Annotated in this window: 20 protein-coding genes; 10 read left to right on the top strand and 10 right to left on the bottom strand. The window is 73.6% G+C overall.

Going from position 1 to position 26,379, the window contains the following annotated elements:
* Positions 1-56 precede the first annotated feature (56 nt).
* Both P2424_RS20735 and P2424_RS20730 read right to left on the bottom strand, forming a co-directional pair.
* Positions 57-1,175: a DUF2637 domain-containing protein gene (locus P2424_RS20735; protein ID WP_276477256.1), complete on the bottom strand. Its 1,119-nt coding sequence runs from the start codon at positions 1,173-1,175 to the stop codon at positions 57-59.
* A gap of 209 nt (positions 1,176-1,384) precedes the next feature.
* Positions 1,385-2,236 (bottom strand): (2Fe-2S)-binding protein, encoded by an 852-nt coding sequence (locus P2424_RS20730; RefSeq protein WP_276477255.1) that lies wholly within the window; start codon positions 2,234-2,236, stop codon positions 1,385-1,387.
* 141 nt (positions 2,237-2,377) lie between these two features.
* Between P2424_RS20730 and P2424_RS20725 the strand changes: the two genes are divergently transcribed.
* Positions 2,378-3,196, top strand: a complete 819-nt coding sequence (locus tag P2424_RS20725; protein WP_276477254.1) for a GntR family transcriptional regulator — start codon at positions 2,378-2,380, stop codon at positions 3,194-3,196.
* 28 nt (positions 3,197-3,224) lie between these two features.
* Here the strand turns inward: P2424_RS20725 and P2424_RS20720 are convergent, their stop codons facing one another.
* Positions 3,225-4,043: a hypothetical protein gene (locus P2424_RS20720; protein WP_276477253.1), complete on the bottom strand. Its 819-nt coding sequence runs from the start codon at positions 4,041-4,043 to the stop codon at positions 3,225-3,227.
* Between the two features lie 500 nt (positions 4,044-4,543).
* Between P2424_RS20720 and P2424_RS20715 the strand changes: the two genes are divergently transcribed.
* The 3 genes from P2424_RS20715 (at position 4,544) to P2424_RS20705 (ending at position 7,951) form a co-directional block, all read left to right on the top strand.
* Complete coding sequence (locus P2424_RS20715; RefSeq protein WP_276477252.1) at positions 4,544-5,728, top strand: glycosyltransferase family 4 protein; 1,185 nt, start codon at positions 4,544-4,546, stop codon at positions 5,726-5,728.
* On the top strand, positions 5,722-7,152 hold the full coding sequence (locus tag P2424_RS20710) for a sensor domain-containing protein (RefSeq protein ID WP_346660109.1): 1,431 nt from the start codon (positions 5,722-5,724) through the stop codon (positions 7,150-7,152). Before P2424_RS20715 ends, P2424_RS20710 begins: the two co-directional genes overlap by 7 nt.
* A gap of 85 nt (positions 7,153-7,237) precedes the next feature.
* Positions 7,238-7,951 carry a response regulator transcription factor gene (locus tag P2424_RS20705; protein ID WP_276479049.1) on the top strand — a complete coding sequence of 238 codons (714 nt, stop codon included), beginning with the start codon at positions 7,238-7,240 and terminating at the stop codon, positions 7,949-7,951.
* A 21-nt stretch (positions 7,952-7,972) separates the two neighbouring features.
* Here P2424_RS20705 and P2424_RS20700 read toward each other — a convergent pair whose 3' ends face one another.
* Positions 7,973-9,709 (bottom strand): PucR family transcriptional regulator, encoded by a 1,737-nt coding sequence (locus tag P2424_RS20700; RefSeq protein ID WP_276477251.1) that lies wholly within the window; start codon positions 9,707-9,709, stop codon positions 7,973-7,975.
* 371 nt (positions 9,710-10,080) lie between these two features.
* Here P2424_RS20700 and P2424_RS20695 point away from each other — a divergent pair, with 371 nt between their 5' ends.
* From P2424_RS20695 to P2424_RS20675, 5 genes are all read left to right on the top strand, one after another.
* Positions 10,081-10,986, top strand: coding sequence for a xanthine dehydrogenase family protein subunit M (locus P2424_RS20695; protein ID WP_276477250.1), 906 nt, complete (start codon positions 10,081-10,083; stop codon positions 10,984-10,986).
* Positions 10,977-11,495, top strand: coding sequence for a (2Fe-2S)-binding protein (locus P2424_RS20690; protein WP_276477249.1), 519 nt, complete (start codon positions 10,977-10,979; stop codon positions 11,493-11,495). The genes P2424_RS20695 and P2424_RS20690 overlap by 10 nt, the downstream gene beginning before the upstream one ends.
* Before the next feature lies 1 nt (position 11,496).
* A complete protein-coding gene (gene pucD, locus P2424_RS20685; protein WP_276477248.1) occupies positions 11,497-13,890 on the top strand; it encodes a xanthine dehydrogenase subunit D in 2,394 nt (797 codons plus the stop codon).
* A gap of 200 nt (positions 13,891-14,090) precedes the next feature.
* On the top strand, positions 14,091-15,572 hold the full coding sequence (locus P2424_RS20680; protein ID WP_276477246.1) for an NCS2 family permease: 1,482 nt from the start codon (positions 14,091-14,093) through the stop codon (positions 15,570-15,572).
* Positions 15,573-15,670: 98 nt separating this feature from the next.
* Positions 15,671-16,831: an XdhC/CoxI family protein gene (locus P2424_RS20675; protein WP_276477245.1), complete on the top strand. Its 1,161-nt coding sequence runs from the start codon at positions 15,671-15,673 to the stop codon at positions 16,829-16,831.
* A 25-nt stretch (positions 16,832-16,856) separates the two neighbouring features.
* Here P2424_RS20675 and P2424_RS20670 read toward each other — a convergent pair whose 3' ends face one another.
* A complete protein-coding gene (locus tag P2424_RS20670) occupies positions 16,857-17,882 on the bottom strand; it encodes an endonuclease/exonuclease/phosphatase family protein (protein WP_276477244.1) in 1,026 nt (341 codons plus the stop codon).
* A 124-nt stretch (positions 17,883-18,006) separates the two neighbouring features.
* On the opposite strand from P2424_RS20670, the gene P2424_RS20665 reads away from it, so the two are divergent.
* Entirely contained in the window at positions 18,007-19,695 is a 1,689-nt protein-coding gene (locus P2424_RS20665; protein WP_276477243.1) for an AMP-binding protein, read from the top strand.
* A 52-nt stretch (positions 19,696-19,747) separates the two neighbouring features.
* Here the strand turns inward: P2424_RS20665 and P2424_RS20660 are convergent, their stop codons facing one another.
* The 5 genes from P2424_RS20660 to P2424_RS20640 all read right to left on the bottom strand — a co-directional run bounded on the left by P2424_RS20660 (position 19,748) and on the right by P2424_RS20640 (position 26,191).
* Entirely contained in the window at positions 19,748-20,503 is a 756-nt protein-coding gene (locus tag P2424_RS20660) for a hypothetical protein (protein WP_276477242.1), read from the bottom strand.
* A gap of 352 nt (positions 20,504-20,855) precedes the next feature.
* Positions 20,856-22,322, bottom strand: coding sequence for a catalase (locus P2424_RS20655; RefSeq protein WP_276477241.1), 1,467 nt, complete (start codon positions 22,320-22,322; stop codon positions 20,856-20,858).
* A gap of 167 nt (positions 22,323-22,489) precedes the next feature.
* On the bottom strand, positions 22,490-24,268 hold the full coding sequence (gene gcl, locus P2424_RS20650; protein WP_276477240.1) for a glyoxylate carboligase: 1,779 nt from the start codon (positions 24,266-24,268) through the stop codon (positions 22,490-22,492).
* Positions 24,269-24,371: 103 nt separating this feature from the next.
* Positions 24,372-25,301 (bottom strand): 2-hydroxy-3-oxopropionate reductase, encoded by a 930-nt coding sequence (locus P2424_RS20645; RefSeq protein WP_276479048.1) that lies wholly within the window; start codon positions 25,299-25,301, stop codon positions 24,372-24,374.
* 74 nt (positions 25,302-25,375) lie between these two features.
* On the bottom strand, positions 25,376-26,191 hold the full coding sequence (locus P2424_RS20640; protein WP_276477239.1) for a TIM barrel protein: 816 nt from the start codon (positions 26,189-26,191) through the stop codon (positions 25,376-25,378).
* Positions 26,192-26,379 lie beyond the last annotated feature (188 nt).

Here is a 26,379-nt window from a genome sequence, read left to right as displayed (position 1 = left end):
TGCGGAGAAGCAACCCTGTCGGGGCTGCCGCACCACACCGGCGGACTGCAATACCGTCAGCCGAACTGCCGCTCGATCTCCGCCAGCTTCTCCTCCAGGCTGTCCAACCGCGGGCTGGCCGCGCCCTTCTCGCCGCCCTCCCGGCCGGACTCGCCCGCGGACTCGTCACCCTCCCGGCGGCCGCGTGGCGAGGCACCGTCGTCCCCGACCGCCTGCAATGCGGGCCTGCCGCGGGGCGGTACGGGAGAGGGGGCCACGGCGGGCAGTTCGCCGGACGGTTCACCTCCCCCGGACGGCGCGGCCGGCGCGGGCGTGCCGATTTCGACCTCCACGTGCGGCGCCGCGGCGCCTCCCCGGCTCCACCGGCGGTGCTGCCGGTTGAGGGCCTTGACCCGGGCCCGGTCCAGGCGCTCCTGGTCCTTGCGGCGCTGCCGCTCCTGCTCGCTCCGCCGCCGGTCCTCGCGCACCTCGTCGACGGCCTCGTCCAGCGTCCGCACCCCCTCCAGCAGCATCAGCGACCAGGCCCCGAACGTCTCCCGGGGGGCCCGCAGCCAGCGGACGATACGGATCTGCGGCAGCGGACGCGGCACCAGGCCCTGGTCGCGCAGCGCCGCGCGGCGGGTCTGCTTGAGCGCCCGGTCGAACAGGATCGCGGCCGAGAGCGACATCCCCGCGAAGAACTGCGGCGCGCCGTCGTGTCCGGTGCCGCGAGGCGCGTGCACCCAGTTGAACCACGCCGCGGCTCCCGCGAAGATCCACACCAGCAGGCGCGAACCCAGCGAGGCGTCCCCGTGGCTGGCCTCCCGGACGGCGATCACGGCGGAGAACATCGCGGCGCCGTCCAGTCCGAACGGCACCAGGTACTCCCAGCCGCCGCCCAGGCCCAGGTTCTGCCTGCCGAATCCGACCAGCCCGTGGAAGGAAAGCGCTGCGGCGACCGCGGCGCAGCAGAACAGCAGCAGGTAGGCGGCCGTCGCGTAGAGGGTCTCCTTGCGGCGGCGCCGTTCCTCAGCCCGCTCAGCGGAGTCGGGCTGGCCGTGCGCGGTCGCGCTCTCGCTCTCGGAGGCGGAGCCGTGCCGGCGCGAGCGCGCCATCACCAGCACCGCGGCCAGAGTGCCGACGAGCAGCACGGCGCCCGGCAGCACCCAGTTCAGCGGTATGTCGGTCAGTCTCATCGGGGTGCCCCTTGCCGCGCGTACCGCGGGCGCACGCCGGGGACGCCGAGTAGGCCCCGTCGCGTGCGAGGCGGTGTCGCGCTCGCGCTCTGGCTTGCTTCGTCCCGAGCATGCTTACGGCAGAGCGCCACTCCGCCGGGAGGTTTCAGGGGAAGAGCACGCGAAATGAGGGCGCAGAGGGCCGGGAGAGGGGCCTGGGGTCGAACAGCTCAGCGGATCACGGTCATCCGCTCGATTCGCTCCGCGTCGCATGTCCGGGGACAGGTGACGCAGGTGTCCTCGGGCCGGAGGGTGTAGTAGAGGCAGCAGCTCGCCCGGTCGCGAGTGGTCAGCGCCGCCCCTCCGGGGCCGGGCAGCTCGCGGAAGCCCGCACCCTGGGCGAAGGGCGCGACCGCGCCGGGCAGCAGCAGTTCGGCCTCCGCCCGCGCGCGCGGTTCCTCGCTCAGCAGATGGCCGAGGTACCAGAGTCCCTCGGTGATCTCGTCCGTCACCATCCCCCACAGCGCCCGCGCGCCGCGCCGCATCCGGGGCCTGAACCCCTCCAGCACCGGCGCGAGATGGGTCGCCACCGCGTCGCGCACCTCGGCACGCAGCGCCTCCTCGCCGGGCACCACGCGCGCGCCCGGTGCGGCCGCCGCGGGGTCGTCCGGCAGGCAGGCGAACTCCTCGATCCGGACCGCGAGCCGTCCCCGGGACCGTTGGACCGCCACGGCCTCCACCGGCAGCCGGGGCACCCGCCGCTGGAGGAACCACGGGATGGTGACCAGCAGGCAGACGGGCCAGGCGTAGCGGTGCAGCCCGAAGCTGGCGACGACGTCCGGGCGTCCGGGCCGCCCGTGGTCCCGCAGGATCTGCTCCTCGTCCCAGACGAGGAACGCGTCGAGTGCCTCGCCGCCGTCCGCGAGCGCCGCGGCGCGTACCCAGCCGGGGCCCTCGGGGAGCGGTTCCCGAGCCGTGGTCTCGGTCACACCCAGCGACGGGAGCACCTCGGTCAGCCGGGCGTAGGCCGTACGGAAAGCGGAGACGTCAGAGGCTACGGAGGCGAGGGTGGGCACGGTCATGGGGACCACCGAATCGACGAGCGTCAGCAGGTAAGCCTTACCTTAACTGATCAGGCCCGAGGTTTGATCTCGTGTCGCCTCGGCCTAGGGTGCACGGCAGCCTGCATGGCGAAGACATGTACGCAGAGTGCTGGGGGCCCCATGGAGCAGAGCCGAGCGGAGCCACCTGCGGGGCCCGCCGTCGTCCCGCCGGCGGCCGGCCCGTCGTCCGTCGTACCCCGGCCCTTCGCCCCGGCCGGCTCCGGACCGGCCCGGCGCGCCACCGTGCCGTCCGCCGCCCGCGCCCGGCGGGCGGAGGGCAGTGCCCGCGGTGAGCACACCCACTGCGAACCGGCGGCCCCGAGGGTGGTGCCGCAGCGTCATTCCGTACGCGACCAGATCCTCGAAGCCCTGCGCGGCGCGCTGCTCTCCGGAGAGCTGGCCCCGGGTGAGGTCTACTCCGCACCCGCGCTGGGGGAGCGCTTCGGCGTCTCGCCCACTCCCGTACGGGAGGCCATGCAGCTCCTGGCGAGCGAGGGCGCGGTAGAGACGGTGCCCAACCGGGGCTTCCGTGTCGCCGCGCACAGCCCCCGCGACCTGGCCGAACTCACCGAGATCCGGGCGCTGCTGGAGGTCCCGGCGATCCTGGGGCTCGCACGGACCCTGCCCCCCGGGTACTGGGCCGAACTGCGGCCGCTCGCGGACGACACCCTGCGGGCGGCGGCGTGCGGAGACCGTACCGCCTACGCCGAGACCGACCTCGCCTTCCACCGCGCCCTGCTGGAGCCCACCGGGAACCGGCAACTGGTCGCCGTCGCCGAGGACGTGCAGCGCCGGGCGCAGCTGTCGGCCCTGCGCGCGGCGCCCGCCCCGCGCACCACCGACCTGCTCGCCGAGGCGGCCGATCACCTCGCGCTGCTGGACGCGCTGGCCGACCAGGACTGTTCGGCCGTCGAACGACTGGTCCGCGGCCATATCTGAGGCGCGACGCGGCCCGCCCGGGCGCGGGTCACGCCCGGTGCGGAGGCACCGCCGGCGTGGCCTCCCCGGAGGTCCCGCCGTCCGCCTCCTCGCCCCGCTCCTCGCCCCGTTCGGACTCCGGCAGCCGGTCGGCGAGCCAGGAGGGCACGCCGCCCAGCAGCCGGAACAGCCGCCCGGCCTCCTCGCGCAGCCGGGTGGCCTCCGGCTCCGGCTGCACCTCGGCGAGCGAGGCCAGAGCGGGCGCCATGCCGACGAGGAACCCCAGTTCCTCCCGCAGCCGGAGCGACTCGGCGAAACCGTGCCGGGCCTCGGCCAGTTCGCCCTCGCGGGCCGCGAGTCCGGCCAGATGCCGCCAGGTCGAGGAGCAGAGCAGCAGGTCGCCGCGGGCTGTCGCGCCCGCGTGCGCCCTGCGGTAGGCGGCGCGCGCGGACTCCGGGGTGTCGCTCAGGTTCTCCGCCAGCAGCCCGCGCCGGAAGTCCAGCAGCGCCCGGCCGGGTGCGCCAGGCTCCAGAAGCGCGGCGGCCCGGCCGAGCGCCGCCCGCGCCTCGTCGGTGCGGTCGCGGACGCCCAGCACGGTGGCCGCATAGGCGAGTTGGCCGCGTTCGCAGGCCGCGGCCCCGCGGTCGTCGTCCACCCGGGCCACGGCTTCGGCGACCCGCAGCGCGTCCTCCGCCGCGGGCCAACCGCCCCCGGTGTACATGCACCGTTCGACGAGCAGCCCGGCCCGTCCGACGGCCGCCTGCGGATGCTCCTGCACGTACGGCTCCAGCAGCGCCGCCGCGTCCTCCCAGCACCCCCGCGACCGCAGCCGCCACACCGCCTGTCCCAGCGGGCTTTCCGGGCCCATGTCGGGGCCCGTGGGGCCGCCGTGACCTGTCGGGCCCGTCGGATCCAGCCTTTCCGAACGTGACATGGCGGTGTCCGCCACAGTGCCCTCCCCAAGCGCGCCGTCGAGCCGGATGTGAGCGCATCACAGCACGGGTTGCGCCGCCCGGCCAAGGGGGTGGTGTGAATCAGTTCACAAAGTTTTACCGGCGAGGCCGGATCGACAAGCGCCGGGCTCCCGGCGGTTCGGGGGAGCGGCGGGGTAGTGCCTGCTCTACCCCAGGTCGGCAACCTGCTGCAGTGAACTCCCAGCCGATCGGCGGTTGGCTGGCGGAGTGAACCCCATCGCCGCAGGTCGCGACGTTCCGCGGACCAGCGCAAGAGCGGCCGTACGCCTGTACTTCGCCGTGTGCCACCGCTCGGCGCGGGCCCCGCGTGCCTCTCGTGCGCGTGTTCACAGCTCCCCGCGCCGGGCGCCCACCCATCCCCTGCCCCTCTGCGGGCGCACTCCGGAGGCTGCCGATGCCCCACGACCCGAACCCGCCCGCGTCCCGGCACCGGCCCCCGGACGCGGACCGCGGCCGCACGCTGATCGTGACGAACGACTATCCGCCCCGCCGAGGCGGCATCGAGACCTTCGTCCACGAGATCGCCCGCCGGTTCCCGCCCGCCGAGGTCGTCGTCTACACGGCGGCCCAGCCCGGTTCCGACGCGTTCGACGCCACGCAGCCCTTCCCCGTCGTCCGCGACCGGGCCCGGACGCTGCTGCCCACCCCGCGGGTGGCCGCGACGGCCCGGGCACTGGCCTTCCGCTACGGGTGCGACCGCGTGTGGTTCGGCGCCGCCGCCCCGCTGGGACTGCTCGCCGGACGTCTCGGACTGCCCTCCGTCGCCACGACCCACGGGCACGAGATGTGGTGGGCCGCGCTCCCCGGAACCCGGGGAGCGCTGCGCAGGATCGGCGACCGCGTCGACACGGTCACCCATCTCACCGCCTACTCGCGGGCCCGCACCGCTCGGGCATTCGGCCCGCGCGCCCGCACGGCCCGGCTGGTGCCCGGAGTCGACAGCGCGCGCTTCCGTCCGGACGGCGAAGAGCGGGCCGTGCGTCGCCGACTGGGCCTGGAGGACAGAGCGGTGATACTCAGCGTCTCGCGGCTGGTCCGGCGCAAGGGGCAGGACACCCTGATCCGCGCCATGCCCCGAGTGCGTGCCGCGGTGCCCGGGGCGACGCTCCTGATCGTCGGCTCCGGCCCCCGCGAACGGGCGCTGCGCAGACTGGCGCGGCGGCTGCCGGACGTGCCCGAGGACGCCGTCGTCTTCACCGGGTCCCGGGCGCACGGCGACCTGCCGCCCTACTACGCGGCAGCCGATGTCTTCGCCATGCCCTGCCGCACTCGCCGGCTCGGCCTGGAGGCCGAAGGGCTGGGCATCGTCTGTCTGGAGGCCGCCGCTGCCGGGCTGCCCGTGCTGGCCGGGAACTCCGGCGGGGTGCCGGAAGCGGTCCGGGACGGTGAGACCGGGTACCTCGTCGAGGGTCGCGACGTCCGGGCCGTCGCCGAGCGCCTCACCGGCCTGCTCACCGATCCGCGGGCGGCCGCCGCGATGGGTGCGGCGGGCCGCTCCTGGGTCGTGGCGGAATGGAGTTGGGAGTCCGCGGTCCGGCAGCTGCGTGCGCTGTTGTCGCGTACGGTCGACCCGTGGTGACCGGCGAGAAGCCCGCAGCGCAGCCGACGTTCGAGGGGGGCCGTGGCGCGGGGAGCCCGGCCGGGCCGGGGGCGTCCGCACACCGCGGGACCGGCGGAGCCGCCGCCGGTCGGCAGGGCGCCGCCGACTTCGGAGTGTGGCAGGCGCTGGCGGGTGGGCCCCGGGCCTTCCTGTGCTCGACGTGGCCGCTGCGCGCGGTGCGCCACCTGCTGGTCGGCGGCGTGCTGGGAGTCGGTTGGCTCTGCCTCGCGGTCGCGCTCACGGTGACCGGGATGCTGCTGCTGCCGGTCGGGATCGGCGCGGTCGTGCTGCTGGGCGTCCCCGCCTCGGCCGCCGGTCTCGCCGAACTCGAACGACGCCGACTGCGTCTGCCCGGCCCGCGGGACAGCCGCCCGCGCGTGCCTGCGGGAGCGGATCGGAGCGCGCGCGGTAGCGCGATCCGGCGCGCGCTCTGCGGGCTGCGGCAGCGCGCCGCGTCCTCGGCCACCTGGACGGAGTTCGGCTTCGCCCTGCTCAACGCGGCGCTGGCGCTGCTGGACCTGCTGGCGGTCCTGCTGGCGTTCGGCCTGGTCGTCAGCCAGCCGTTCGCGCTGCTCACCGTCGCGGACGGGGACCGGGTGATGTACGGGCCGGGCATCGTGCTGACGGAACCGGCCCAGGTGCTGCCATGGCTCCTGCTGACGCCGGTCTTCGCGGTGCTCGCCTGCTACACCCTCGCCTGCCTGGCCGGGATGCGGGCGGCGCTCACCCGGGCCGTGCTGGTGGGGCCGCGCCGGGAGCGGGAGTTGGACGCCCGGCTGACGGAGGTGACCGCCTCCCGGGCCCGGCTGGCGGACGCGTTCGAGGGGGAGCGGCGCCGTATCGAACGCGATCTGCACGACGGCGCGCAGCAGCGGCTCACCGGACTGATCATGAAGCTGGGCCTCGCACGGCTGGACGCCGACCCCGCGCTGGTCGCCGAAGCGCAGGAGGAGGCCCGGGCCGTCCTCGGCGACCTGCGGGACCTCGTCCGCGGGCTGCATCCCCCGGTGCTCACCGACCGGGGTCTGGGCGCGGCGCTCGGCGCGCTGGCCGAGCAGGCGCCCCTGCCGGTACGGGTGACGGACCGGCTCGGCGCCCGGCGGCCCGCCGAGGCACTGGAGGTGGCCGCCTACTTCGCCGCCGCTGAAGCGCTGGCCAACGTGGCAAAGCACAGCGGCGCCGCACACGCCGAGGTGACCGTGGCGGGCGGGCGGACGCTGACGGTGGAGGTCCGCGACGACGGCCGGGGCGGTGCCGACCCGGCGGACGGCACCGGCCTGACGGGGCTCGCCGACCGGCTCGCGGTGCACGGCGGGCGGCTGCGTCTCTCCAGCCCGCCCGGTGGCCCGACGCTGCTGCGGATGGAACTGCCCTGGACCGACGTGGGCACACATCGGCGATGATGTGCGGGCGGCGGGAACCCGTCGGGATCGCGGGGCCGCCGGGCCACACGGGAACCAGCGAGAAGGGGGAACGGCTGTGCGGCTGGTGCTCGCCGAGGACTCCGTACTGCTGCGCGAGGGGCTGACCCAGCTCCTGGCCCGCTTCGGCCACGAGGTGTGCGCGGGTGTCGGCGACGGGCCCGCGCTGCTGGAGGCCGTGGCCGCGCACGCGCCGGACTGCGTCGTCACCGATGTGCGCATGCCGCCGGGGCTGCGGGACGAGGGGCTGCGCGCCGCGCTCCGACTGCGCACCGAACACCCCGGCCTGCCGGTGCTGGTGCTCTCCCAGTACGTCGAGAACTCCTACGCCGCGGACCTGCTGGCCACCGGCGACAGTGTCGGCTACCTGCTCAAGGACCGGGTGGGCGAGGTGGCGGAGTTCGTCGAGGCGCTGCGCCGGGTGGCGGCCGGCGGCACCGTCATCGACCCCGAGGTGGTCCGGCGGCTGCTGACCCCGGACCGTGAACCGGCCGCGCTGCGGCGGCTGACCGCCCGGGAACGGGAGGTGCTGGCCGCCATGGCCGAGGGGCGTTCCAACGGCGGCATCGCCCGTGCGCTGGTCGTCAGCGAGGCGGCTGTCGTCAAGCATGTCCGCTCCATCCTCGCCAAGCTCGACCTCCCGCCCGCGCCCGACGACCACCGCCGGGTGCTGGCCGTCCTCGCCTATCTGCGCGGTGCCGGCCCGGGCGCCGGCACCGCGACCGGCGCGGCGGTACCGCCGGCACCACCCTCCGGCGGGAGGATCCCCTCCGAACGGTGAGGCGGCTTCCGGCCCGCCGACTCAGCTCATCCGCAGCGCGAGGAAGAAGTCCAGCTTGTCCTCCAGGCGGGACAGATCGCGGCCGGTGAGCTGCTCGATGCGGCCGACCCGGTACCGGAGGGTGTTGACGTGCAGATGGAGGCGGCCCGCGCAGCGCGTCCAGGAACCGTCCGAGGACAGGAACGCCTCGAGGGTGGGCACCAGTTCGGCCCGGTGTTTGCGGTCGTACTCGCGCAGCGGGTCCAGCAGCCGGGCGGTGAAGGCGCGGCGCACGTCGTCCGGGACGAACGGCAGCAGCAGCACATGGGAGGCCAGTTCCTCGTGCCCGGCCGCGCGCACCGCACCGGGGCGCGCTGCCGCCACCCGGCGGGCGTGCCGGGCCTCCTCCAGGGCGCCCCGCAGCCCTTCGGCGGAGTGCACCGGGGCGCTCACCCCCAACGTCAGCCGCCCGTCGTCGGCGAGGGCGCGCCCCAGCGGTTCCCCGGCCTCGGCCAGCAGCGCCTCCGCGTGCAGCCCCTCGCCGGCGCGTGTCCCGGGGTGCGCGGGTGTCTCGTCGACCTCGGCCGCCGCTCCCTGCGTCCCGGCGCCGTCCTCGGCGGTGTCGTCCTGCGGGCCCTCGCCGGTCAGCGGTACCAGCGCGACCGCCTCGCCGTCGACGTGCGCGACGGCGATCCGGTCCGAGCCGTCCGGGCCGCCGGTGCGCGGGTCCACCAGAAGTTCCTCGAGCAGGGACTGGGCGACGGCGCCGCCGTCCAGGGCGCGGGCCGGGTCGGGCTCGTCCCACTCCACCCGCGCGACGATCACCTGCCAGGCGGGGGCCGCACCCTGCCCCGGCAGCAGGACGGGCGCGGCGACGCGCAGCCGCGCGGCGATCTCGGCGGGCTGCGCGCCGGCCTGCACCAGCTCCAGGACTTCCTGCGCCAGCCTGCGGCGCACGGTGCGGGCTGCGTCCCGCCGGTCGCGTTCGACCGCGATCAGCTGGGTGACGCCGTGCAGCAGGTCCAGGCGCTCGGCGGGCCAGTCACCGGTGTCGTCGGCGACCGCCAGCAGCCAGTCCGAGAGCACGGTGCGGCGCGGGTCGCCGGTGCCCCGGCCGACGGGGAAGAGCGAGTAGGCCGCACCGTCCTCGGTCCTCCGGTGCGGGGCGCGCCGCCCGGCACGGACGGCGGCCAGATGCGCGCCCGCCAGCCTGGTGGCGGTGGCGTGCGGCAGTTCCGGTCCCTCGCTGGGGCCGGCGATCTGCCGGCCGGTGGGGGAGAGCACCCAGGCGGCCAGGTCCAGGTCCGAGCCGAGCAGGTCGAGCACCACATCGGGTCCGCCGCCCGCGGGGCCGGAGGACATCAGCCGCCGGTGCCGGTCCACGACGGCGGCCAGATCCCCGGCGCGCTCGGTGGAGACCTGCCGGACCACGTGCTCGGTGATGGTGGCGAAGGCGACCGACTCGGTCACCGCGAACAGCGGGAGCCGGTGCCGCGCGCAGGCGTCGACCAGGTCCTGCGGGACAGGGCCCAGCTCCGCCTCGCCCGCTGCCAGCCCCGCGACGCCCGCGGTGGCCAGGATCTGGACGAACGGCTCGGAGTCCTCCGGCGCGTGCCGCCACGCCAGCCCGGAGAGCACCAGTTCGCCGCCGGACAGGTAGCGGCTGGGGTCGCGCAGGTCGGTGGTCATCACGCCGCGTACGGTCCGGTCCAGCTCGTCGTCGCCGCCGAGGAGCCGGAGGCCCAGCGAGTCGTTCTCCAGGAGGGCGCGCAGCCGCATCGTCTCGTCGCCTGCCGTTCGTGTTTCGTCTGCCGGGTGGGTGGGTCGTGCGCAGCACGTGGTCGTGGCACCGGGGTGTGACCGGGAGAAAGCCGTGAGGTTACCGCTTCCCTGCTTTCGTCTGAATCTACAAGACGGGGTGGCCGACCAGCCAAACGCTTCATGGTTTCGGTGACTGCACCGCAGCGGGTACCTCTCGGTGTACTGACCGCACCCCCTCGAGAAGTCTCGACCCCCCTCGACAGCATCCACAGCGTCCCCCGCACCCGGAACCACACCTCCCGGGCCGCATCCGCTGGGAAGCATCCCGCCGCGTCGCACCCGCGCAGGCACCTGCCAGCCCCCCCGCCAGCACACCGAGAAGAGACACCATGGAGTTCCTGCGCCCGGCAAGCTGGGAGGAGGCGCTCGCCGCGAAGGCGGAGCACCCCTCGGCCGTGCCCCTCGCGGGGGGCACGGATGTCATGGTCGAGATCAACTTCGATCACCGCCGCCCCACCCACCTCCTGGATCTGAGCCGGGTCCGGGAGCTGCACGAGTGGGAGACCGGCGGCGAGACCGTCCGGCTCGGCGCCGCCGTGCCCTACGCGAAGATCATCGACGGGCTCTCCCGCGAGCTGCCGGGCCTCGCACTGGCCTCGCGCACCGTCGGCTCCCCGCAGATCCGCAACCGGGGCAGCGTCGGCGGCAACCTCGGCGCCGCCTCCCCGGCGGGGGACGCGCACCCCGCGCTGCTCGCAGCGGGCGCCGAGGTCGAGGCGGAGTCGGTGCGGGGCACCCGGTCGATCCCCGTCGAGGAGTTCTACACCGGGGTCAAGCGCAACGCGCTCGCCGAGGACGAGCTGATCAGGTCCGTCCGCATCCGGAAGGCGGACGGACCGCAGCAGTTCTCCAAGGTCGGCACCCGCAACGCCATGGTCATCGCCGTGTGCGCCTTCGGTATCGCGCTGCACCCCGCGACCCGTACCGTCCGCGCCGGTATCGGCTCGGCGGCACCGACCCCGCTGCGGGCCCGGGTCGCGGAGGACTTCTTGACCGCGGCGCTGGACGAGGGCGGCCTCTGGACCAGCGGCAGGACGATCCCGCCGGCCGTCGCCCGCGAGTTCGCCGAGCTGTGCTCCGGTGCCTGCAACCCGATCGACGACGTACGCGGCAGTGCCGCCTACCGGCGCCGCGCCGTGGGTGTCATGGCCCGCCGCACCCTGGGCTGGGCCTGGGAGAGCTACCGCACCACCGGGAGCGGCCCCACCACCGAAGGAGGCGCACAGTGCGCGTGACATTCACCGTCAACGGGCGCCGGCACGAGGCGGACGACGTGTGGGAGGGCGAGTCCCTGCTGTACGTGCTGCGCGAGCGGATGGGCCTGCCCGGCTCCAAGAACGCCTGCGAGCAGGGTGAGTGCGGCTCCTGCACGGTCCGCCTGGACGGCGAGCCGGTCTGCGCCTGCCTGGTGGCCGCCGGGCAGGCCGAGGGCCGTGAGGTGGTCACCGTCGAGGGACTGGCCGGGTACGCGCGGGAGCGGGACGGTACCGCGCGTACCGGCGACCTGGCCCCCGTACAGCAGGCGTTCCTGGACTCCGGTGCGGTGCAGTGCGGCTTCTGCACCCCCGGCCTGGTGGTCGCGGCGGACGAGTTGATCGAGCGCAACCCGCAGCCCTCCGACGCGGACATCCGGGAGGCGCTCTCGGGCAACCTGTGCCGCTGCACCGGCTACGAGAAGATCATGGACGCCGTCCGGCTCGCGGCCGCCCGCGCCGACGGCGGCGGCGCGCGGGAGGTGGTCTGAGATGGCTCCCGCCGACGGCCCCAGCGGGGCCCCCTCCACCCTCGACCAGGCAGTCGGCGCCCGGGCCGGAGTCGGCGACTCGCCGCTGCGGCCCGACGGCACCCTCAAGGTGACCGGGGAGTTCGCCTACTCCTCGGACATGTGGCACGAGGACATGCTCTGGGGCTGCACCCTGCGCAGCCCGCACGCGCACGCGGAGATCGTCTCCCTCGACGTCGGCGAGGCCCTGCGGCAGGCCGGGGTGCACGCGGTGCTCACCCACGACGACCTCCCGGCCGCGGTGAAGAACTACGGCCTGGAGATCCGGGACACGCCCGTCCTGGCACAGGGCCGGGTCCGGCACCACGGTGAGCCCGTCGCGCTGGTGGCGGCCGACCACCCGGAGACCGCGCGCCGTGCCGCCGCGAAGATCCGGGTGGAGTACCGCGAGCTGCCCGTCGTGCACGACGAGGACTCCGCGACGGCTCCGGACGCGCCCCTGCTCCATCCGGGACGGGACGACCACCACGCGGGTCATGTGCCGCACCCCAACATCGTGCACCGCCAGCCGATCGTGCGCGGCGACGCCGCGGTGGCGGCCGGGCGCGCCGACGTGGTCGTCACCGGCGAGTACGAGGTCGGGATGCAGGACCAGGCGTTCCTGGGACCCGAGTCCGGGCTGGCCGTGCCCGCCGAGGACGGCGGGGTGGACCTCTTCGTCGCCACCCAGTGGCTGCACTCGGACCTGCGGCAGATCGCCCCCGTCCTCGGGCTGCCCGAGGAGAAGGTGCGGATGACGCTCTCCGGTGTCGGCGGCGCCTTCGGCGGCCGCGAGGACCTGTCCATGCAGATCCACGCCTGCCTGCTGGCGCTGGTGACCGGCAGGCCGGTCAAGATCGTCTACAACCGGTTCGAGTCGTTCTTCGGACATGTGCACCGCCACCCGGCCACGCTCCGGTACGAGCACGGCGCCACCCGGGACGGCAAGCTCACCCATATGAAGTGCCGCATCGTGCTGGACGGCGGCGCCTACGCCTCCGCCTCCCCGGCGGTGGTCGGCAACGCCGCCTCGCTCAGCGTCGGGCCGTACGTGGTCGACGACGTCGAGATCGAGGCGCTGGCCCTCTACACCAACAACCCGCCCTGCGGGGCGATGCGCGGCTTCGGCGCGGTGCAGGCGTGCTTCGCCTACGAGGCGCAGATGGACAAGCTCGCCGCCGAACTGGGCATGGACCCGGTCGAGCTGCGGCAGCGGAACGCCATGGCGCAGGGCGACGTGCTGCCCACCGGGCAGACCGTCGACTCCCCGGCGCCCGTCGCCGAACTGCTGCGCCGCGTCAAGGCCATGCCGATGCCACCGGAGGCGCAGTGGGAGACCGTCGGGGGTGCGCCGGACGTCCGCGCGCTGCCCGGCGGGCTGTCCAACACCACGCACGGCGAGGGGGTCGTGCGGGGCGTCGGCTACGCCGTCGGCATCAAGAACGTCGGCTTCTCGGAGGGCTTCGACGACTACTCCACCGCGCGGGTGCGGCTGGAGGTCGTCGGCGGCGAGCCGGTGGCCCTGGTGCACACCGCCATGGCCGAGGTGGGACAGGGCGGCATCACCGTGCACGCCCAGATCGCCCGGACCGAGTTGGGCGTCACCCAGGTGACGATCCAGCCGGCCGACACCCGGGTCGGTTCGGCCGGTTCCACCTCCGCCTCCCGGCAGACGTATGTGACCGGCGGCGCCGTCCAGCACGTGTGCGCCCTGGTGCGCGAGAAGGTGCTGGAACGCGGGCGGGAGCGGCTGGGCACCCACCACCCCGCCTGGGCGACGGCCGAGCTGTTGCTGGAGGGTGGCAAGGTCGTCACCGACGGCGGCGAGGTGCTGGCCCCGCTGGCGGACGTGCTCGGCGACGAGCCGATCGAGGCCGAGGACGAGTGGCGGCACCGGCCGACCGAAGCCTTCGACCTGAGGACCGGCCAAGGCTTCGGCCATGTGCAGTACTCCTTCGCCGCGCACCGCGCCGTGGTGGAGGTCGACACCGAACTCGGTCTGGTCAAGGTCGTGGAACTGGCCTGCGCACAGGACGTGGGGAAGGCGATGAACCCGCAGGCCGTGGTGGGCCAGATCCAGGGCGGCACCGTGCAGGGCCTCGGGCTCGCCCTGATGGAGGAGATCGTGGTCGACCCCGGGGCCAAGGTCCGCAACCCGTCCTTCACGGACTATCTGATCCCCACCCTTCTCGACACGCCGACCATCCCGGTCGACGTGCTGGAACTCGCCGACGTGCACGCGCCCTACGGGCTGCGCGGCGCCGGCGAGGCTCCGACCCTCTCGTCGACGCCCGCCGTACTGGCGGCCGTCCGGGCCGCGACCGGGCGCGCGCTGCGGCGCGTACCCGTCCGGCCGGAGCACATCGTCGACGTGTGATCTTCCCCGGTCCCGCCGCAATCGGGCGTCGGGGGCACTGCCCCCGGAACCCGGGCCCGAGCGGCGGAGCGGCTGCGGCCCCTCCGTCCGGTTCGGGGCGGGATCGAGGACATGGCAGGACACGGGCCGTCCCCCGGGTCGTGCTTCCCAAATCCTCGGCAGTCGCCGAGGTGCCCCTTTGAACCTTGGGAGTCAGCACAATGACCCAGTCCACAGTGGAGCCGACGACGTCGGCGGAGGACGCGGGCCCCGGCTCGCGCATCCCCGCGGGCCGCTCCTGGCTCGACAGGTACTTCCACATCTCCGCGAGAGGGTCGACCTACGGCCGGGAGATACGCGGCGGTATCACCACCTTCATGGCGATGGCGTACATCGTCCTGCTCAACCCGGTCATCCTCTCGGTGCCCGACGCCAACCAGCAGACGCTGGACGCCGGGCAGGTCACCACGGCCACGGCGTTCGCCGCCGCCGCGACCACCATCGTGATGGGCATCATCGGCAACGTACCGCTGGCCCTGGCGGCCGGACTCAGCGTCTCGGCGGTGCTGTCGTTCCAGGTCGTGCCCGAGATGACCTGGGGCAACGCCTGGGCGATGTGCCTCATCTACGGCGCGGTGATCATCCTGCTGGTGGTCACCGGACTCCGCGAACTGATCATGAACGCGATCCCGCTGGCGCTCAAGCACGCCATCACCATGGGCATCGGCCTGTTCGTCTGCCTCATCGGTCTTGTCCAGGCCGGCTTCGTCACCTCGATGCCCGGCCCCGGCGGACTGCCCGGCGCCAAGCCGATCCAGCTCGGCACCGCGGACATGCTCACCGGCTGGCCGGTGCTGTGCTTCGCCGTCACCGTGCTGCTCATCTTCGCGCTCCAGGTGCGCAAGGTGCCCGGAGCGATCCTCATCGGCATCGTCGGCGGCACCGTGCTGGCGGCGCTCATCCACCAGTTCGCCGGCCTGGACAAGAAGGACTGGGGCGGCAGGAACGCCCCGGAGATCACCGGATCGCTGGTCAGCTCGCCCGACTTCGGGCTGCTGGGCAACGTCTCCTTCAGCGGGCTCGGGGACGTCGGCGGCATCACCGTCGGCGTCATCGTCTTCACCCTCGTCCTGGCCGGGTTCTTCGACGCGATCGGCACCATCATCGGCATCGGCCAGCAGGCCGGACTCGCCGACGAGCAGGGCCGGATGCCCGGGCTGAACAAGGCACTGACCATCGACGGCGCCGGCGGCGTGGCCGGCGGGCTGGCCGGAGCCTCGGGGCAGACCGTGTTCGTGGAGTCGACCGCCGGGGTCGGCGACGGCGCGCGCACTGGCCTGGCCAGCGTCGTCACCGGCCTGGGCTTCGCCCTGTGCCTGTTCTTCACGCCCCTCGCACAGGTGATCCCCCCGCAGGTCGCGGCCGCGGCACTGGTCGTCATCGGCTCGATGATGATGACCAACGCCATGCACATCGACTGGACCGACCCGGCCACGTCGATCCCGGTCTTCCTGACCACCGTGCTGATGCCGTTCACCTACTCCATCACCGCCGGCATCGGCGCCGGAGTCATCGCCTACGTTCTGATCAAGGCCGTCCAGGGAAAGTTTCGTGAGCCCGGATGGTTGATGTGGGTACTGGGGCTCGTCTTCCTGGCCTACTTCGCACTGAACCCGATCGAACAGTGGCTGGGGGTCAAGTAGCCGGCCGGCCCTCCAGGAGCCGTTCAGGTGGGAGCGGGTGCGGTCCCCTGGCCGTTCCCGCTCCCACCTGGCCGTATACCACCGCCGAGGAGAGACACATGCTGGACATCGCCGCTGAGCTGCACTGCTGGTGCCAGGAGGGGCGGGACTTCGCCGTCGCCACCGTCGTCGGCGTGGGCGGCAGCGCACCGCGGCAGCCGGGCGCCGCGCTGGCCGTGGACGCGGACGGCGAGGCCGTCGGCAGCGTGAGCGGCGGCTGCGTCGAGGGCGCGGTCTACACGCTGTGCCAGGAGGTGCTGGGCTCCGGCGCGAGCGTCCGCCAGACCTTCGGCTACAGCGACGAGGACGCCTTCGCCGTCGGTCTCACCTGCGGCGGGACGGTCGACATCCTGATCACCCCGGTCCGCGCCGGAACGCCGGCCCGCTCGGTGTACGCCGGGATCGCGGCCGAGGCCGTAGAGGGACGCACCGCGGCGCTCGTCCGGATCGTGGACGGGCCCGCGGAGCTGCTGGGCGGCGCCCTGCGGCTGGACGCCGAGGGGCGGCCGCACGGCGCCCTGGGCGGGGCGCCCGAACTGGACGCCACCGCGGCGGCCGAGGGCCGGGCGCTGCTGACCGCCGGCCGTACCGCCACCGTCACCATCGGCGCGGACGGCAGCAGGTGCGGCCGTCCGGTGACCCTGCTGGTGGAGTCCAGCGTCCCGGCGCCCCGGATGCTCGTCTTCGGCGCCATCGACTTCGCCGCCGCACTGGCCCGGATCGGCAAGTTCCTCGGCTACCACGTGACGGTGTGCGACGCGCGGCCCGTGTTCGCCACACCCGGCCGCTTCCCCGAGGCCGACGAGGTCGTCGTCGACTGGCCGCACCGCTATCTCGACTCCCAGGACCTCGATCCGCGCACGGTCGTCTGCGTCCTGACCCACGACGCCAAGTTCGACGTGCCGCTGCTGGAGCGGGCGCTGCGGCTGCCGGTGGCCTACGTCGGCGCCATGGGATCCCGCCGCACCCACCTGGACCGGCTGGAGCGGCTGCGCGAGGTGGGGCTGACGCCGCTGGAGCTGGCCGCGCTGCGCTCACCCATCGGCCTGGACCTGGGCGCCCGCACTCCGGAGGAGACGGCGCTCTCCATCGCCGCGGAGATCGTCGCCGCCCGGCACGGCGGCACCGGCGTCCCCCTCGACGGCGCCCACACGCCCATCCACCACGACGGCGGCCCCGCCGCCTCGATCACCGGAGGCGCAGGGCGGGCCGCGGGCTGAACGCCCGTGCGGGGCGCGGCCGGGCTCAGAACAGCTTGACGTTCACCAGCAGGGCGCGGTGGTCGGTGCCGCGCAGATCCACGAACTCGCCGTCCACCGGCAGCATCGCCTCGCTCAGCAGCACGTGGTCGAGCTGTGCGCCGAGCACCGGAGTGGTGCGGGTGGGCCAGGTGGGGGTACGCGAGTTGCCCAGCATGCGGGCCGCGTCGTGCATGCCGGTGCGCAGGATCGTCCGGAAGGCCGCGTGGTCCTGCGAGGAGTTGAAATCGCCCGCGATCAGCATCGGCAGCCTGCCCCGCGCAGCCGCCGCGGCCCGCAGCCGGTCCAGCTCCACCCGCCAGGCCGCCGTCCGGCCCGGCTCGGGCGGCATCGGGTGCGCCACCTGGAGGGCGACCCGCTCGCCGTGGACGTCCGCGATCGCGCCGGGCATCGCCAGCCGACCGCGCACCTCGCCGCGGCCCTCCAGCGGATAGACGCTCAGCAGTGCCGAGCCGCGGGCGCCGCCGTCGTCGGTGATGATGCGGTGCGGATACTCCTCGCGCAGCGCGGGGGCACGCAACGCCGCCGCGCACCGTGCGTCGCACTCCTGCACCGAGACGACCTGCGGCCGCTCCCGGCGCAGTGCCGCCACGAGGTCGCGGGTGGCGCCGCCGTGGTCCAGGTTGGCCGTCAGCACCCGGAACTGGGCCTTCGCCGGCCGGGCCGCCGTGTCCGCCGGTGCGGGCTGCCCGTAGGGGCGCAGGAACCAGCCGGTGCCCGCCAGCACCGCCAGCGCCCACAGCAGCACCAGCCAGCGGCGGGAGAGCGTCGCGACCAGCGCCGCCAGCCAGGCCGGCGCCAGGAACCAGGGCAGGAACGCCAGCAGTTGCGGCACGGGGGTGGGCCCGTCCTCGTCCCCGGCCCGGAAGGCCAGCGCCACGCTGAGCACCAGCAGGGTCAGCACCGCCAGCGCGGTGAGGAACGGATGGCGCCGTGCGCGCCGCCGTCCGCCGCCGCGCGTACCGCCGTCCGCCGCATCCCGGTCCCGGCGTGTGTCGGCCCCCGTGTACATCTCTCCGATGATGCCGTACCTCCCGTCACATGGGCGTAAGCCCCCGGCCGGGGGTGGTGCGGCACGCGGGTGGGCGTACACGATGGCTGCCAGCGCCCGCAGCACCCCCTGAGCAGGAGGAAACATGGTCCCGTCCACGCCTACCGATCAGTTCCGCGCCGCCCGCGACACGCTGCTGCGGCACCGGACGGACTACGAGGCCGCGCGGGCCGCCTTCGACTGGCCCCGGCCCGAGCACTTCAACTGGGCGCTGGACTGGTTCGACCACATCGCCCGGGGCAACGACCGGCTCGCGCTGCACATCGTCGAGGAGGACGGGCTGGAGCGCCGCGTCACCTACGACCAGATGCGGACCCGCTCCGACCAGGTCGCAGGCTGGCTGCGCGGCCGGGGCGTGGCGCCCGGCGACCGGGTCGTGCTGATGCTGGGCAACCAGGTCGAACTGTGGGAGACGCTGCTCGCGCTGATGAAGCTGCGCGCCGTCGTCATCCCCGCGACACCCCAGCTGGGCCCGCGCGACCTGGCCGACCGGATCACCCGCGGCGCGGCCCGCCATGTGGTGGTACGTGCCGAGGACACCGGGAAGTTCACCGACGAGGTGCCGGGCGACTACACCCGGATCGCCGTCGGCAGCGGCGGCACCCCGGCAGCGGGCTGGCTGGCCTACGAGGACGCCCACGAGGCCGCGGCCGGCTTCGACCCTCAGGGCGCCACCCGTGCCGACGACACCCTGCTGCTGTACTTCACCTCCGGGACGACCGCGCTGCCCAAGCTGGTCGAGCACACCCACGTGTCCTACCCGGTCGGGCACCTGGCGACGATGTACTGGATCGGTCTGCGGCCGGGCGACGTCCACCTCAACATCTCCTCGCCCGGCTGGGCCAAGCACGCCTGGTCCAACTTCTTCGCGCCCTGGAACGCCGAGGCGACGATCTTCATCCACAACTACAGCCGGTTCGACGCCGGGCGGTTGCTCACCGAGATGGAGCGCGGCGGCGTCACCAGCTTCTGCGCCCCGCCCACCGTCTGGCGGATGCTCATCCAGGCCGACCTCAGCAGCCTCTCGGCCGTCCCCCGGGAGGTCGTCGCCGCCGGCGAGCCGCTCAACCCGGAGGTCATCGAGCATGTCCGCCGGGTGTGGGGCGTCACCATCCGGGACGGTTTCGGCCAGACCGAGACCGCCGTCCAGGTCGCCAACACCCCCGGCCAGCCCCTCAAGCCGGGCTCCATGGGCCGGCCCACGCCCGGCTTCGACGTCACCCTGCGCGACCCGGTCACGGGCGAGACCGGCGTCGAGGAGGGAGAGATCTGCCTCGACCTGTCCACCCGCCCGGTCGGCCTGATGGTCGGCTACCGGGGCGACGCCGAGCGCACGGCGGAGGTGATGGCCGACGGCACCTACCGGACGGGCGACATCGGGGCGCGGGACGAGGAGGGCTATCTCACCTATGTGGGGCGCGCCGACGACGTCTTCAAGGCCAGCGACTACAAGATCTCCCCGTTCGAGGTGGAGAGCGTCCTGCTGGAGCATCCCTCGGTGGCGGAGGCCGCTGTCGTGCCGTCGCCGGACCCGGTGCGGCTCGCCGTGCCCAAGGCGTATGTGGTGGTCGCGGACGGCGCCGCCGCGGACGCGGACACCGCCGCCGCGCTGTTCGCGCACTGCCGGGAGCGGCTCGCCCCCTACAAGCGGGTGCGGGTGATCGAGTTCGCCGAGCTGCCCAAGACGATCTCCGGGAAGATCCGCCGTGTCGAGCTGCGCGCCCACGCGGCGGGCGAGGCGGGAGCGCCCGGCACCGAGCACCGCGACCGGTAGCGCGCCGAGCGGGCCGAGCGGGCCGGAGTACGGCGCCGACGTCGCGGCGGGGTCACCGCGGGGTGCGGATCAGCTGCTCGGCGGCCTCGTTCACCGCCCGCGGGGTGCCCGTCAGGTCCAGGACGAACAGCGGGAGCCGCAGTTCGTCGGCGCGGGCTCGGGCGTCCTCGCCGTACCCGGCGAGGGCGAAGCAGACGGCGGCGACCGAGTCGTTCAGCCCGTTGAGCCACAGCGTCTCCACGTCGCGCAGCGCGGCCGGGGAGGTGGAGGGGTCGACGTGCGCGACCACGCCGGGCCCGCGTACGTCCACTCCCGAGGCCGGTGTCCGCTCGGCGATGCGTACGTCCGCGAAGCCCAGCCACCGCAGATACTGCGCCGCCGCCAGCTTCGCGTCCTGCGCCGTGCGGATGGTGACGGGCCGGAAGGCGGGCCGCGGGACCGGTCCCCGCGCGGCGGGCGCGGGGTCCGCGGCGCTCGGCGCGGGCTCCGCCGCGGTACGGGCGACCGGCGGCGGCTGCTCGGCGGACGGTGCCGCCACCCCGGTCCGGCTGCGGGAGACCGGCACCCGCAGGGTGGTGCCGCAGCCGCAGCCCAGCTCGGGCTGCGGCCACTCGTCCACGCGCCCGCAGGCCGGGCAGCTCACCGAGATCCAGGAGCCCGCCCAGGTGCGGTGCCGCACCTGGATCGCGGCAGCGGAGGAGAGCAGCGGCAGGGCAACCGGCGCACCGCAGCCGCACGGGTAGACGGGCGCGGTGTAGCTGTGCTCACGCCGGCACACGGGGCAGCGCACAAGCACTCTCTCAGCCATCGTTCGGCTCCTGGCACGGGTGGTCCGGTGGGCACGGTGGGGCTGCTGTGCCCGGCCGCTCTCCAATCGTCGCCGATGGAGCGGGTTTTCCGAAGGGGCGAGTGCCGGACGGGCCCGGAAGATGGGCGAGGAGGCGGGCGAGGGTGGGTGAGGACATCGGGAGGACAGAAGTGTGCCCCCGCGCGGAACGGTCACCCCTCATCACAAGGACCGTTCCGCACGGGGGCGCGTGCCGGGCCGACCTCCCAATCACCCCGGTACGCCGTTCACCGCGCGATTGGCGCGGTACGCCCGCGCGGAGCGCCCCGCGCGGGCGCGCCCGCTGTCGGGACGCGCCCTGCGGCGGACGGTGTCAGCCCTCCTGCAGCTCCCGCACGGCGGCTTCCACGCGGCGCCCGTACTCCGGGTCCGCGGCGCTGAAGTGGGCCAGGTTCTTCTCGATGACGTCCTCGCGGGAGACCTGCGCGAGGCCGACGGCGATGTTGGCGACCAGCCGACCCTTCTCCTCCTCCGACATCAGCCGGTAGAGCTCCCCGGCCTGGAAGAAGTCGTCGTCCTTGGAGTGCTGCGGCGCCTCGTGGGTGCCCCAGTACCCGGTGACCGGGCGCGGTGCGGACAGCGGGGAGCCGCTCTCGACCGGGCCGCCGTAGGAGTTGGGCTCGTAGTTCTTGGTGTGCCGCCCGTAGGCGTTGGCGGCCATCAGGCCGTCCCTGCCGTAGTTGTTCGCCTCGGTGGCCCTGGGCGCGTTGACCGGCAGTTGGGTGTGGTTGACGCCGAGCCGGTAGCGGTGCGCGTCGGCGTAGGCGAACAGCCGGCCCTGGAGCATCTTGTCCGGCGAGGGGCCGATGCCGGGCACGAAGTTGTTGGGCGAGAAGGCGGACTGCTCGACCTCGGCGAAGACGTTGTCCGGGTTGCGGTCCAGCACCAGCCGGCCCACGCGCTGCAGCGGGTAGTCGCTGTGCGGCCACACCTTGGTGAGGTCGAAGGGGTTGAACCGGTAGTCGGCGGCCTCGTCGGCGGGCATGATCTGCACGTACAGCGTCCAGGACGGGAAGACGCCGCGCTCGATGGACTGCAGCAGGTCCGTCTGGTGGCTGTTGGGGTCGGTGCCGGACAGCTCTGCGCCCTGGTCGCCGGACAGGCAGCGGATGCCCTGGTTGGTCTTGAAGTGGTACTTGACGAAGAGGACCTCGCCCTCGGCGTTCGTCCACTGGTAGGTGTGCGAGCCGTACCCGTTCATGTGCCGGTAGGAGGCCGGGATGCCGCGGTCTCCCATCAGCCAGGTGACCTGGTGGGTGGCCTCGGGTGCGTGGGCCCAGAAGTCCCAGACGTTGTCCGGCTCCTGCTTGCCGGTGAAGGGGTCCCGCTTCTGCGAGTGGATGAAGTCGGGGAACTTCAGCGGGTCCTTGATGAAGAAGACCGGGGTGTTGTTGCCGACGAGGTCGTAGTTGCCCTCCTCGGTGTAGAACTTGAGGGCGAAGCCGCGCGGGTCGCGGGCCGCGTCCGGGCCGCCGAGGTTGTCGGCGACGGTGGAGAAGCGGATGAACGTCTCCGTGCGGCGGCCGACCTCGCCGAGGAAGTGGGCGCTGGTGTGCGCGGTGACGTCGTCGGTCACCTCGAAGTAGCCGTAGGCGCCGGAGCCGCGGGCGTGCACCACACGCTCGGGGATGCGCTCGCGGTTGAACCGCGCCAGCTTCTCCAGCAGGTGCTGGTCCTGGAGGAGGAGCGGCCCACCGATGCCGGCGGAGGTGGAGTTCTGGTTGTCGGCGACGGGCGCGCCCGCCTCGGTGGTCAGCGTGGGCTTCGACGACTTCGACATGGACGACCTTCCTGGGGCTGATTCACGGAAAACGGTTTCCGCATGTTGGAGCGTAAGGACGCCTCATCGGGGCGTCAACACTTTGTTGAAACTCGGTCCTCCGGCCCCCGGGAGACCGTTCCCGGGGGCCGGAGAAGGGGCGGCCGAGGGGGCGGGCGGTGCCGTCCTCAGCCCAGCGGAACGGTGGCCGTCGGCGCGTGCGCCGCCTCGGTGGCCAGCTCCTCGAACTCGTTGACCGAGGCGATGTCGCTGCCGCTCATGGAGATGTTGGTGACCCGCTCCAGGATCGCCTCCACCACGACCGGCACCCGGTGCTCGGCGGCGAGCTTCTTCGCCTCCTCGAACGCGGGCAGCAGCTGCTCCGGCTCGGTCACCCGCAGCGCCTTGCAGCCCAGGCCCTCGGCGACCTTGACGTGGTCCACGCCGTAGGCGCCCAGCTCGGGCGCGTTCAGGTTCTCGAACTCCAGGTTGACCTGGAAGTCCATGTCGAAGTTGCGCTGGGCCTGCCGGATCAGCCCGAGGTAGGAGTTGTTGACCAGCACGTGCACATAGGGGACGCGGTGCTGCGCACCGACCGCCAGCTCCTCGATCATGAACTGGAAGTCGTAGTCGCCGGACAGTGCCACGACGCTCGCCTCCGGGTCCGCCTTGGCCACGCCCAGCGCGGCCGGCACGGTCCAGCCCAGCGGGCCGGCCTGGCCGCAGTTGATCCAGTGCCGCGGCCGGTAGACGTGCAGGAACTGCGCGCCGGCGATCTGCGAGAGGCCGATGGTCGACACATAGCGGGTCTCCGGCCCGAAGGCCCGGTTCATCTCCTCGTACACGCGCTGCGGCTTCAGCGGCACGTCGTCGAAGTGCGTACGGCGCTGCAGCGCGCCCTTGCGCTCGCGCGCCCCGGCGGCCCACTCCGACAGGTCGCGCAGCCCACCGGCCGCGGCCCGCTCCCTGGCGACCTCGACGAAGAGGGCCAGGGCCGCGTGAGCGTCCGAGGCGATGCCGTAGTCCGGTGCGAATATCTTGCCGATCTGGGTCGGTTCGATGTCCACGTGCACGAACGTGCGGCCCTCGGTGTAGGTGGCCAGCGCGCCGGTGTGCCGGTTGGCCCAGCGGTTGCCGATGCCGAGGACGAAGTCCGACTCCAGGAACGTGGCGTTGCCGTAGCGGTGCGAGGTCTGCAGGCCGACCATGCCCGCGTGCAGCGGGTGGTCGTCGCCGATGATGCCCCAGCCCATCAGTGTGGGCACGACGGGGATGCCGGTCAGCTCGGCGAACTCGACCAGCAGTTCGGAGGCGTCCGCGTTGATGACGCCGCCGCCCGCCACGATCAGCGGCCGCTCGGCCGCCGCCAGCATGTCCATCGCCTTCTCGACCTGCCTGCGGGACGCGGCGGGCTTGTGCGGGACCAGCGGCTCGTAGGTGTCCGGGTCGAACTCGATCTCCGTCTGCTGGACGTCGATCGGCAGGTCGATCAGCACCGGGCCCGGGCGGCCCGAGCGCATCAGATGGAACGCCTCCTGGAAGACCCCCGGGACCTGGGCCGCCTCCTTGACGGTGGTGGCCTTCTTGGTGACCGGCTTGGCGATCGAGGCGATGTCGACGGCCTGGAAGTCCTCCTTCTCGATCACCGCGACCGGTGCCTGCCCGGTGATGCACAGGATCGGGATCGAGTCGCCGATCGCCGAGTAGAGGCCGGTGATCATGTCGGTGCCGGCCGGGCCCGACGTGCCGATGCACACGCCGATGTTGCCGGGTGCCGTGCGGGTGTAGCCCTCGGCCATGTGCGAGGCGCCCTCGACGTGCCGGGCGAGCGTGTGCTCGACGCCGCCCGCGGCCCGCAGGGCGGCGTAGAAGGGGTTGATCGCCGCACCCGGCACCCCGAAAGCGGTGTCCACACCCTCGCGCTTGAGGATCTCAACTGCCGCGCGGGCAGCGGTCATACGAGCCATCGGACTCTCCTGGTTCGGTGCAGGTGGTATCCGGGCGGCGGCGCCTGGGCGCGACAGGACAGTGTCGGCGCCGCCGCCCGGAGTCTCTGGGGGAGTGCGGTCCTCAGTTGGCGCCGTCGGGGTTCTCGCCCGAGAGCCGCTTGACGCCGCGGACCAGCGCCGAGTGGTCGAGCCCGCCGTCGCCCTGCGCCCGCAGCGCCGCGACGAGCTGGGCGACCAGCGCACCGGCGGGCACGGCCGCACCGACCGCGCGGGCCGCGTCGGTGACGATGCCCATGTCCTTGTGGTGCAGGTCGATCTTGAAGCCGGGCTTGTAGTCGCCGGCCAGGATGCTGTCCTTCTTGCGGGTCAGCACCGTGGAGCCGGCCAGCCCGCCGTTGAGCACCTCGAGACCCGCCTCCAGGTCGACGCCGGACTTGCGCAGGAAGACCACCGCCTCGGCGACGGCCTGGATGTTGACCGCCACGATGAGCTGGTTCGCGGCCTTCACGGTCTGGCCGGAGCCGGCCGGGCCGCACAGCACGATCGTCCTGCCGAGTGCCTCCAGCACCGGCTTGGCCGCGTCGAAGGTCTCCCGGTCGCCTCCGACCATGATGGACAGCACGCCCTCGACGGCGCCCGCCTCGCCGCCGGACACCGGAGCGTCGAGCGTCCTGACGCCCTTGGCCCGCGCGGCCTCGGCGACCTCGACGGAGGTCTGCGGGGTGATCGACGACATGTCGATGAGGGTGCCGCCCTCGCGGAGGTTCTCCAGCACGCCGCCCTCGTGCAGGACGACCTGCTCGACCTGCGGGGAGGCGGGGACCATCGTGATCACGACGTCCGCGCCGCCGACCGCTTCCGCGATGGACGCCGCGCCTTTGCCGCCGTCCTTGACGAATGCCTCGACCTTCTCCGTCTCCAGCGTGTACGCCGTGACGTCGTACCCCGCCTTCAGCAGGTTGCGTGCCATGGGCGCGCCCATGATGCCGAGTCCGATGAAGGCGATCTTGGTGTTGCCGGCGGTGTGAGCCATCTCTTGTGCCTTTCGCAGTTCCGAATGCCGGGGCCGCCCCTGAGGCCCCGCGCGATGCCTGGCGCCGCCCTGCCCGGGCGGAGGGCGGTCAGTTACTTCAGCCAGCCGAAGGAGGCGGCGCTGCCGTTGTCGCCGGGCTTGTACTCGAGCCCCACCAGGCCGTCGTAACCGGCCTTGTCCAGCCGCTCGAAGAGGTCGCCGAAGTCCAGCGAGCCGGTTCCCGGCGCCCCGCGCCCGGGGTTGTCGGCGATCTGGACGTGCGCGGTCCGGTCCAGGGAGTTCTCGATGACGGCCGGCAGGTCCTCGCCGTTCATGGACAGGTGGTACAGGTCCATCAGGAACCGTGCGTTGTCCAGGCCGGTGGCCGTGTTGACGGCGTCGACCACCTCGAGTGCGCGGGGCGCGCTCACCAGCGGGCACTTGGGCGACTCGGGGGCGTTCAGCGCCTCGATGAGCAGTACCGCTCCCACCCGGTCCGCAGCCCGCGCGGCCAGCCCCAGGTTCTCCAGCGCGAGCGCGTCCTGCTCGGCCTCGGAGGCGCCCTCGACGCGGTTGCCGTAGAGAGCGTTGAGCGCCTTGCATCCCACGGACCGGGCGAAGTCGGCGGTCACATCGATGTTGGCGCGGAACTTCTCCGACTCCTCGCCGGGCACGGACAGGGCGCCGCGGTCGGGTCCGGGGAGCTGTCCCGCGTAGAAGTTCAGCCCGGTGAGCTGCACCTGCGCGTCCTCCAGCGCGCCGCGCAGCGCATCGAGCTCGGAGGGCTCGGGCACGGGCGCGTCGACCCAGGGCCACCACAGTTCGATCTTGTCGAAGCCCGCGGCGGCGGCCGCCGCCGGGCGCTCCAGCAGGGGCAGTTCGGTGAAGAGGATCGAGGCGTTGACGGTGAACCGGTCCGAGGAGACCACTGCGACCGCCCTCCCTTCCGTCGGGGACCGAAAGATTTCGTATCGTGAAACTTGTTTTCTGCTCATTGGAAGATTGCGGGGTCGGTGCCGGTCCTGTCAAGAGCGGACCCGCCGCCACCCCGCCGGGCGCCCCGGCGGCCCGAGGTCGGATCCGCTGCCGCGTCGGAGCCGGGGCCTCCGGTCGCGGT

Source organism: Streptomyces sp. WMMB303, assembly GCF_029351045.1.
Taxonomy (GTDB): domain Bacteria; phylum Actinomycetota; class Actinomycetes; order Streptomycetales; family Streptomycetaceae; genus Streptomyces.
This window is presented reverse-complemented; position numbering and strand designations above follow the sequence as displayed.

What these genes read in the sequence shown, in the direction of transcription:
- P2424_RS20735 (WP_276477256.1), bottom strand. Translation starts at nt 1,175, where the DNA reads ATGAGACTGACCGACATACCGCTGAACTGGGTGCTGCCGGGCGCCGTG.
- P2424_RS20730 (WP_276477255.1), bottom strand. Translation starts at nt 2,236, where the DNA reads ATGACCGTGCCCACCCTCGCCTCCGTAGCCTCTGACGTCTCCGCTTTC.
- P2424_RS20725 (WP_276477254.1), top strand. Translation starts at nt 2,378, where the DNA reads ATGGAGCAGAGCCGAGCGGAGCCACCTGCGGGGCCCGCCGTCGTCCCG.
- P2424_RS20720 (WP_276477253.1), bottom strand. Translation starts at nt 4,043, where the DNA reads ATGGGCCCGGAAAGCCCGCTGGGACAGGCGGTGTGGCGGCTGCGGTCG.
- P2424_RS20715 (WP_276477252.1), top strand. Translation starts at nt 4,544, where the DNA reads ATGCCCCACGACCCGAACCCGCCCGCGTCCCGGCACCGGCCCCCGGAC.
- P2424_RS20700 (WP_276477251.1), bottom strand. Translation starts at nt 9,709, where the DNA reads ATGCGGCTGCGCGCCCTCCTGGAGAACGACTCGCTGGGCCTCCGGCTC.
- P2424_RS20695 (WP_276477250.1), top strand. Translation starts at nt 10,081, where the DNA reads ATGGAGTTCCTGCGCCCGGCAAGCTGGGAGGAGGCGCTCGCCGCGAAG.
- pucD (WP_276477248.1), top strand. Translation starts at nt 11,497, where the DNA reads ATGGCTCCCGCCGACGGCCCCAGCGGGGCCCCCTCCACCCTCGACCAG.
- P2424_RS20680 (WP_276477246.1), top strand. Translation starts at nt 14,091, where the DNA reads ATGACCCAGTCCACAGTGGAGCCGACGACGTCGGCGGAGGACGCGGGC.
- P2424_RS20675 (WP_276477245.1), top strand. Translation starts at nt 15,671, where the DNA reads ATGCTGGACATCGCCGCTGAGCTGCACTGCTGGTGCCAGGAGGGGCGG.
- P2424_RS20670 (WP_276477244.1), bottom strand. Translation starts at nt 17,882, where the DNA reads ATGTACACGGGGGCCGACACACGCCGGGACCGGGATGCGGCGGACGGC.
- P2424_RS20665 (WP_276477243.1), top strand. Translation starts at nt 18,007, where the DNA reads ATGGTCCCGTCCACGCCTACCGATCAGTTCCGCGCCGCCCGCGACACG.
- P2424_RS20660 (WP_276477242.1), bottom strand. Translation starts at nt 20,503, where the DNA reads ATGGCTGAGAGAGTGCTTGTGCGCTGCCCCGTGTGCCGGCGTGAGCAC.
- P2424_RS20655 (WP_276477241.1), bottom strand. Translation starts at nt 22,322, where the DNA reads ATGTCGAAGTCGTCGAAGCCCACGCTGACCACCGAGGCGGGCGCGCCC.
- gcl (WP_276477240.1), bottom strand. Translation starts at nt 24,268, where the DNA reads ATGGCTCGTATGACCGCTGCCCGCGCGGCAGTTGAGATCCTCAAGCGC.